The organism is Nocardioides sp. (genome assembly GCF_025965415.1).
Lineage (GTDB): Bacteria > Actinomycetota > Actinomycetes > Propionibacteriales > Nocardioidaceae > Nocardioides.
Genome location: NZ_JAOPWY010000193.1, coordinates 21,058 through 27,706, shown reverse-complemented (window position 1 = coordinate 27,706; position 6,649 = coordinate 21,058). Strand labels below are relative to the sequence as shown.

Below are 6,649 nucleotides of genomic sequence, written 5' to 3'. Positions count from 1 at the left end.
AAGAGGGACTTCCCGGTCGACCGGATCTCGATCGTCGGAAAGGACATGGAGAGCGAGATCCGGATCAGCGGGTTCGTCACCACCGGTGACGTCGCGGGTCCCAGCGCGGCGACGGGAGCCTGGGTGGGAGGGCTGTTCGGCGTCCTGAGCGGAGCCGCGATGCTCTTCATCCCGGGTCTTGGCCCCCTCGTCGTCCTGGGCCCGCTGGCGGCGGCTGCGGTCGGCGCCGCGGAGGGCGCTCTTCTGGGGGGCGCGGTCGGCGCCCTCCTCGGACACTTCGTGGCCAAGCAGCACCTCCCGAAGTACGAGGAGCTCGTCCGCACCTCCAACTACCTGCTGGTCGTCCACGGCACCGACGAGGAGGTGGCCAGGGCGCAGCGGCTGCTGACCGAACTGGGCAGCACCGACGTCCAGCGGCACGACGAGTACCGCGGGTCCATCGACCGGATCGGGCCGATCGAGAAGGTCTACGAGGGCATGAAGGTCGTGGACGTGAACGGCGAGGAGGTCGGCAAGGTGGAGTTCGTCAAGCTGGGTGATCCACAGGCGATCACCATCCAGGGCGAGGACCCGGACGTGGTGCCGGACGTGCCGGGCCCGTTCGCTGCGCGCCTGCTGCTCACCGGCTACCTCAAGGTCGACCGCAAGGGTCTGTTCGCTCGCGACGCGTACGTCTCCGCCACCGAGGTCGACAGGGTGGAGGACAACACCGTCCGCCTCAACGTTTCGAAGGACATGCTGCTGACCAAGCGGACCTGAGGGGATCCTGAGTCGGCTGGCGAGAACACCCAAGGACGAGCCTGCTGAAGACACGCCGCGGTGTCACGCCAAGAGGACCACTAGGGCCGGGCCGAGGACGACCAGGGAGCGTCCGCGACCGTGGGCGTCCACCCCGGAGCGCGTGCCAGCAGTGAAGCCGCCCTTGATCCCGGTTGGACCGCACCCACCCGGCCGTCACGAGAAGCCCATTACCCCCTCACGCCCGAAGCACATAGGTGACCTTGTTGTCGGCATGGACGGTCATCGCATAGCGCGAGTCGTGGGCCAGGCGGTGATGACGAGGGCAGAGGAGCCGGCCGTTGGCGAGGTCGGTGAGTCCCCCACGCGACCAGGGGTCGTCGTGGTGCGCATGGCACCCGGACGCGGACGTCTCGCACCCGCGAGCGGTGCAGCCACCGTCGCGCAGGCCGAGCGCGATGCGCTGAGCCTTGGTGAAGAGCCGAGCCACGCGTCCGAGGTCGAGCGGCTGGGACTTCGTGCCGAGCACGACGGGGACGATGCCGGCCTCGCACGCCAGCCGACGGGCCTGCCCAGCAGACATGCGGGAGCCGTCGTCGAGCAGCGCAGTGGCCTGGTCGGCCAGCAGCTGCTCCAATGTCAGGGTCACCACGACGGTGGCGTTCACCCCCGCGGTCCGCGGTGTGGCCTCGACCGGGTAGCGCTCGACGTACTCGACGAACGCCTCGCCCAGGCGTCGGCGCAGCGACTTCCAGTCACCCGACTCGTCGCGGAGCTCGGCCTCGGTGTGGCGCGCAGGGTTGGCGAGCGCCAGCAGGTGGCGTTTCAGCAGGGCGCCGATGTGGGTCGGCACGGTGAAGCGGCCGTGGCAGCGGCCCTCGCCATCATCGGTCAGGGTGAGCTCGGTGCCAGCCGCGGCGCGAGACTCCTCCTTCACCAGCGCGTCCGCCTCGTGGAACTCCCCCACCTCGGGTGCCACGACGTCGAGGATCCGCTTGCCGATCTGCTTCAGGTCGCGGGCGTCGTGGTGCCCGGCCAGCTCAAGCAGCACCGACTCCGCACGCTCGCGCGTCTCACCGCCCACGTGGGAGGGGAGAGCGTCGACCGCCTCGAAGATCACCCCGCGCCTGCTCCGTGCGTAGCGCACCCGACGTCAGCGCGGCGGCGATCTCCGGGTGCTGCTCGAGCGCCCGGCCGAGCGCGAGGTCGCGTCGGGTCTCGCGCCACGTCGTACGCGTCTGCACCGCCAGCCACGCCGCGGCATCACGCAGCCCGTGCGCCTCGCCGACGTCGTCCGAGGCCGCGAGCACGCGCGCGGTCATCGCGTCGAGCTGCGAGCGGACCTCCGTCAGAGCCACCAGCGCGGCCTGCTTGTCGCCAGTCGTCATGAACGCCGGCTCGACCGACGCGACGTCCTTCAGCGCACCACGGAGGTCAGCGGCACACTCGATGATCGGATGCACTGGCCACCTCCTCGCACGCACTCACAGGACACCACCCAGGTCTGGGGCGGAGCAGTGAGGCATGAATGGTGGCACCGTTGCCAGGGCGTCACCCGAGAGCCGTAGGGCATCCCGCCAGCACCACGACGGGTTCTATGGATGACTGTCCCGATCCCGGGATCCTCGTCACCTCAGACGAGGGAACCGTTCCGGACCGGCGTGCTCACGCCATTGTACACCTGTTCGAAAACAAGTGCAACGGCAGATCTGGCCAGCTAGACGTTCGACCCGGGCGACTCCGGCGCCTCTCTGCCGAGGGGCATGCACTGGCCCAGCGTGATCGCCTTGTACCTCGCGAACTCGGGCGAGGACCGGGCCGCCTCCGGGTAGAGCGCCGCGTCGAGCGCGGCGTAGTAGCGCACCTCCTCGCACGCCTCGCTGCCGACGACGACGACCGCGGTCGCCACGACGCGTCCCCTCACCCGGTCGAGGCTACGCCGGCGCCTCGACCGGGTCCGCCAGCAGCAGCCGGCACCACAGGTCTCCCAGCCGCTCCGCGTACGTCGTGGGCGACCAGCTGCGCGCGACGGCGAGGGCGTAGTAGTCGGGGGCGTTCGTCGTCCAGAGCAGGTCCGCGACCTCGTCGTCGGTGAGGTCGTCGCGCAGGTCGCCCGTGGCGCGCAGGTCCTCGGCCAGCTTCAGCATGTTGGCCCGACGCCGCTCGCCGATCCCGTCACGGACCGCCGCGCAGTCCGGCTCGGTCAGCGCGGCCTGGGCGAGGGAGTCGAAGAGCGGCGCGACGCGCGGCATCACCCTGCCCAGCGCGTCGGCGTACGTCGTCAGCTTGGCGCGCGCACCTTCCGCGGCGAGCACCGCCTGCACGTAGTCGCGCTGCTCGGCGACCACGGGCTGGTCCGCGCCTGCCAGCGCCATGTCGATGACGGCGAGCATGAGCTGGGGCTTGCGACCCACGGTCCGGTAGACGGTGTCGACGTTGACGCCCGCCGAGGCGGCGATGCCGGCGACGGCCGTGGCTGCGTAGCCGCGCTCGGTGAAGTGGTCGCGGGCAGCGAGCAGCACCGCGGACCGCGTCGCCGCCGCCTGCTCGGCCCGTCGCGCGGAGCGGTAGGACCTCTTGACCTCATCACCCACGAGACGTACCTTACATTCACCCGAAGCGCATTCGGATGAATTGAGGTCGTGTCATGGTCGACTCCACCGGCGTCGTCGTGCGCCGCCCCGGCGAGGGCCCCGCCACCTGGGCGATGGGCTCGCTCTTCGAGCACCTCGTCGGGGCAGAGGAGACCGACGGGTTGCTCGGCGTCTCGCTCGTCACGCAGCCGCCCGGGATCGCCACGCCGTTGCACCGCCACACCCACGAGGCCGAGGCGTTCCTCGTGCTGGAGGGTCACGTCACCTACCGCGCCGGCGACGAGACGTACGAGCTCGACGACGGCTGCTTCATCTGGCTGCCGCGATCGGTGCCGCACGCCTTCCGGATCCGCGGCACCTCCCCCACCCGGTTCGTCGCCTTCACCGCACCCGCCGGGCTGATGGGCCTCTACGACGAGGTCGGCGTCCCGGCGCGCGAGCGGCGGCTCCCCGGCCCGGACGGCCAGTCCCCCGAGGAGGAGCTGCCCAAGTGGGCCGAGGTCGGTCCGCGCTACGGGCTCGAGGTCATCGGGCCCGGCATCCCGGAATAGGGCTCAGCCGGTCGGGGCCTCCGGCTCGCGGGTGATGTGCATGGCAGCCTCCTCGGCGGAGGCTCCAGCGCCGTCGATGCCGACGTCGATGGCCAGCTCCTGCTTGTCGACGTCCTCCCCGAGGCCGTAGTCGGGCTGCACCAGCCGGCCGGCGCGGGCGTCGGCCTCGTCGAGACCGCGCTCCTCGTCGAGGGAGTTCTCGTCATCGTGGTCGGAGTCGTCGTCCTCGGCATAGGGATCGACGTCGGGCTCCTCCTCGGCGAGCTTCTCGTCGAGCGACTCCCCCCGCAGGCGCTCCGCCTCGGTCGGGTAGTCGTCGTAGCCCTTCGGCGGACGGTCCGGCGGTGAGTAGCCGCGGTCCAGCACGTCCTCGAGGTCGCCGTCGTCGAGGGTGTCCCCCGGCTGCAGCTGGTCCTCGTCGTCGACGGACATGTCGCCGTAGGTCTCGCGGTCCTCAGTCATGTCCCCTGCCTACCGGCTCGCCGACAGCAGGACAAGGGCCACAGGTCCCGAGGGGTGGGCGTCAGCCGAGCTCGCGCTCCAGCGCGTCGGTGAGCAGCGCGACCAGGGCCTCGGTCTGGATGTTGGCCGAGGACGAGACCTCCTCGTCCGAGCCGTCCAACGCCCGTGCCGCCAGGCCCGCCTTGGAGTCGATGAGCTCCGCGATCCGGGTGTCGATGGTCTGCGCGGCGATGATCCGCCACGCGGTGACGGGGTCGCTCTGCCCGATGCGGTGCACGCGGTCGATCGCCTGGGTCTGCTCGGCGTCGGTCCACGACAGCTCGGCGAGCACGACGTTGGAGGCCACCTGCAGGTTGACGCCGACACCGGCGGCGGCCAGCGAGCAGACGATGACCTGGACGTCGGGGTCGTTGACGAAGGACGTGATCGCCTTCTCGCGGGCCTTCGCCGTCTGGTCGCCCCGGATCGAGGTGTGCTTGAGGCCGCGGCGCGTGAAGGTCTCCTCGGCGATGTCCATGACGTCGATGTGCCGGGCGAAGAAGACCACCTTGCCGACGTTGCGCGCCAGCTGGGCGGCGTAGTCGGCCGACAGCCCGGCCTTGGCGCGGCCGATGCGGCGGAACATCGAGAAGACGTTCTCCCCCGAGGTGCCGGAGTCCATCTCCTCGCGCTCCCAGGTCGCGACGCGGCGTACGAGCTCGTGGTCGATGCCCTCGACGACGGATCCCGTACGGCGGGTCTCCAGCGCGGCCTTGTAGCGCTCGACCAGCCGGCGGGCGAGCTCCTTCTCGGCCGAGCGGATCGAGCGGGCGTCCTCGTCGTCGAGCTCGACGGGGATGTCGGCGATGCGGCGGGCCGGGATGTCGGCGGCGACGTCGACCTTGCGACGACGCACGATGCCCATGTCGATGACGGCCTTGCGGGCCGCGGGGTAGAAGGCGGGGTCGGCCGGCGTCAGGTCGGTCTCCTCCAACCGCTCCATCAGGCGGGCCGTCGGCTGCTTGTCGTCGATCCAGCCCAGGAACTGCCAGATCGCGCGGAAGTCCTCGATGTCGTTGATGAGCGGGGTGCCGGTGAGGGCCATCAGGAGCGGGCGCGCGGTCCGGGCCCGCAGCTGCTCGGAGAGCTCGAGCACGTGGCGCGAGCGCTGCGAGGTCTTGTTCTTGATGAAGTGCGCCTCGTCGACCACCATGCCGCGGAAGCCGAACGTGCCGAGCCAGCCCGCGTGGCGGTCGAGGATCTCGTAGTTGACGATGATGACGTCGGCGAAGGCGTCGACCTGGTCGCCGTCGCCGTGGATCACGGTCGCGCGACGGCGTGGGGTCCAGCGCTCGGTCTCGCGGGCCCAGTTGGTCTTGACGACGTTGGGGCACACGACGAGCAGCGGGAACGCGTTGGCCGCCTGCGCCGCGAGCAGCGCCTGGGCGGTCTTGCCCAGACCGGGCTCGTCGGCCAGCAGGAAGGTGCGGTGGCCCTCCGCGGCGGCGGCGATCAGCCGGGCCTGGTGCGGCATCAGCTCGAGCGTGCCGGGGGCCGTGAGCGAGGTGGCCTCGGGCAGGTCCATGCAGGAGGACGAGCCGCCGAGCTCGAAGGAGCGGAAGAGCGGGCCGAGCAGCTCCCACGTGGCCAGCCGGCCGTGGGTGCTGCGCTGCTCGCGGGCGATCTCGAAGTCGGGGACCAGGAACGGGTTGGCGAGCTGGTGCTGCACCACCGACTGCGGGAGGACCTTGCGCTCGAGCAGGCCGGGACCGGCCTCGTCGTCGGGCTTGGGCTCGTCGGGCACGGACTCGATGCCGGCCTTGCGCAGCAGCTCCAGGCGCAGGTCGCGGGCGCTGTCGGTGATCCGCGACTCCTCGGACAGCAGCCCGAAGAGGGAGGGGTCGCGCGTGGCGGTCTTGGCCAGGATCGTGGCGATCCCGTCGAGGCGCTTGAGCTCGTCGGCCTTCTGGGCGTCGGTGAGCTCGGTGGAGGCGCGTACGTCGGAGCGGTGCTCGCGCGCCAGCAGCGCGACGACCTGGAAGCGCACTCGCTGCCCCGGCGCCAGCGGACCCCGCTGGACCGCCGACTCGAGCTCGCGCACGGCCCGGGCCAGGACGGGGACGATGCCCTCGTTGTCCTTGTGGCGGGCATGCGCAGGGGGGCGGCGACTGCCGCGTGATCGCTGGCGCTGGGCCAAGGGGTCCTCCGGGACTGGGTACGCGTCGCGGAGCAGGCGAGCCTGGGTCGGCGCTGACCTGCACACCACGGCGTAGAGGTTGGAGCGAGGCGTCGTGGTCGTGGCCGGTGGATCATGGGCTGATCAAG

At 71.2% G+C, this 6,649-nt stretch carries 7 protein-coding genes and 1 pseudogene; 2 read left to right on the top strand and 6 right to left on the bottom strand.

Annotated features, from left to right (window positions below):
• Nucleotides 1–759: pseudogene (locus tag JWN97_RS20890) on the top strand (DUF2171 domain-containing protein); the annotation flags it as partial.
• A gap of 217 nt (nucleotides 760–976) precedes the next feature.
• On the opposite strand, the gene JWN97_RS20885 reads toward JWN97_RS20890, so the two are convergent.
• The 4 genes from JWN97_RS20885 to JWN97_RS20870 form a co-directional block, all read right to left on the bottom strand.
• Nucleotides 977–1,858 (bottom strand): HNH endonuclease signature motif containing protein, encoded by an 882-nt coding sequence (locus JWN97_RS20885; protein ID WP_297627730.1) that lies wholly within the window; start codon nucleotides 1,856–1,858, stop codon nucleotides 977–979.
• Entirely contained in the window at nucleotides 1,812–2,201 is a 390-nt protein-coding gene (locus JWN97_RS20880; protein ID WP_297627727.1) for a hypothetical protein, read from the bottom strand. The genes JWN97_RS20885 and JWN97_RS20880 overlap by 47 nt, the downstream gene beginning before the upstream one ends.
• A 254-nt stretch (nucleotides 2,202–2,455) precedes the next feature.
• Nucleotides 2,456–2,662, bottom strand: a complete 207-nt coding sequence (locus JWN97_RS20875; RefSeq protein ID WP_297627724.1) for a hypothetical protein — start codon at nucleotides 2,660–2,662, stop codon at nucleotides 2,456–2,458.
• A gap of 10 nt (nucleotides 2,663–2,672) precedes the next feature.
• Complete coding sequence (locus tag JWN97_RS20870; protein ID WP_297627722.1) at nucleotides 2,673–3,332, bottom strand: TetR family transcriptional regulator; 660 nt, start codon at nucleotides 3,330–3,332, stop codon at nucleotides 2,673–2,675.
• A gap of 53 nt (nucleotides 3,333–3,385) precedes the next feature.
• On the opposite strand from JWN97_RS20870, the gene JWN97_RS20865 reads away from it, so the two are divergent.
• Entirely contained in the window at nucleotides 3,386–3,883 is a 498-nt protein-coding gene (locus JWN97_RS20865) for a cupin domain-containing protein (RefSeq protein ID WP_297627720.1), read from the top strand.
• A 3-nt stretch (nucleotides 3,884–3,886) separates the two neighbouring features.
• On the opposite strand, the gene JWN97_RS20860 is transcribed toward JWN97_RS20865, so the two are convergent.
• Nucleotides 3,887–4,345 (bottom strand): DUF5709 domain-containing protein, encoded by a 459-nt coding sequence (locus tag JWN97_RS20860; RefSeq protein ID WP_297627717.1) that lies wholly within the window; start codon nucleotides 4,343–4,345, stop codon nucleotides 3,887–3,889.
• Between the two features lie 61 nt (nucleotides 4,346–4,406).
• Complete coding sequence (locus JWN97_RS20855; protein ID WP_297627715.1) at nucleotides 4,407–6,521, bottom strand: DEAD/DEAH box helicase; 2,115 nt, start codon at nucleotides 6,519–6,521, stop codon at nucleotides 4,407–4,409.
• Nucleotides 6,522–6,649 lie beyond the last annotated feature (128 nt).

Excerpts from the sequence above, each read along its gene's own strand:
- JWN97_RS20865 (WP_297627720.1), top strand. The coding sequence starts at position 3,386 with ATGGTCGACTCCACCGGCGTCGTCGTGCGCCGCCCCGGCGAGGGCCCC.
- JWN97_RS20860 (WP_297627717.1), bottom strand. The coding sequence starts at position 4,345 with ATGACTGAGGACCGCGAGACCTACGGCGACATGTCCGTCGACGACGAG.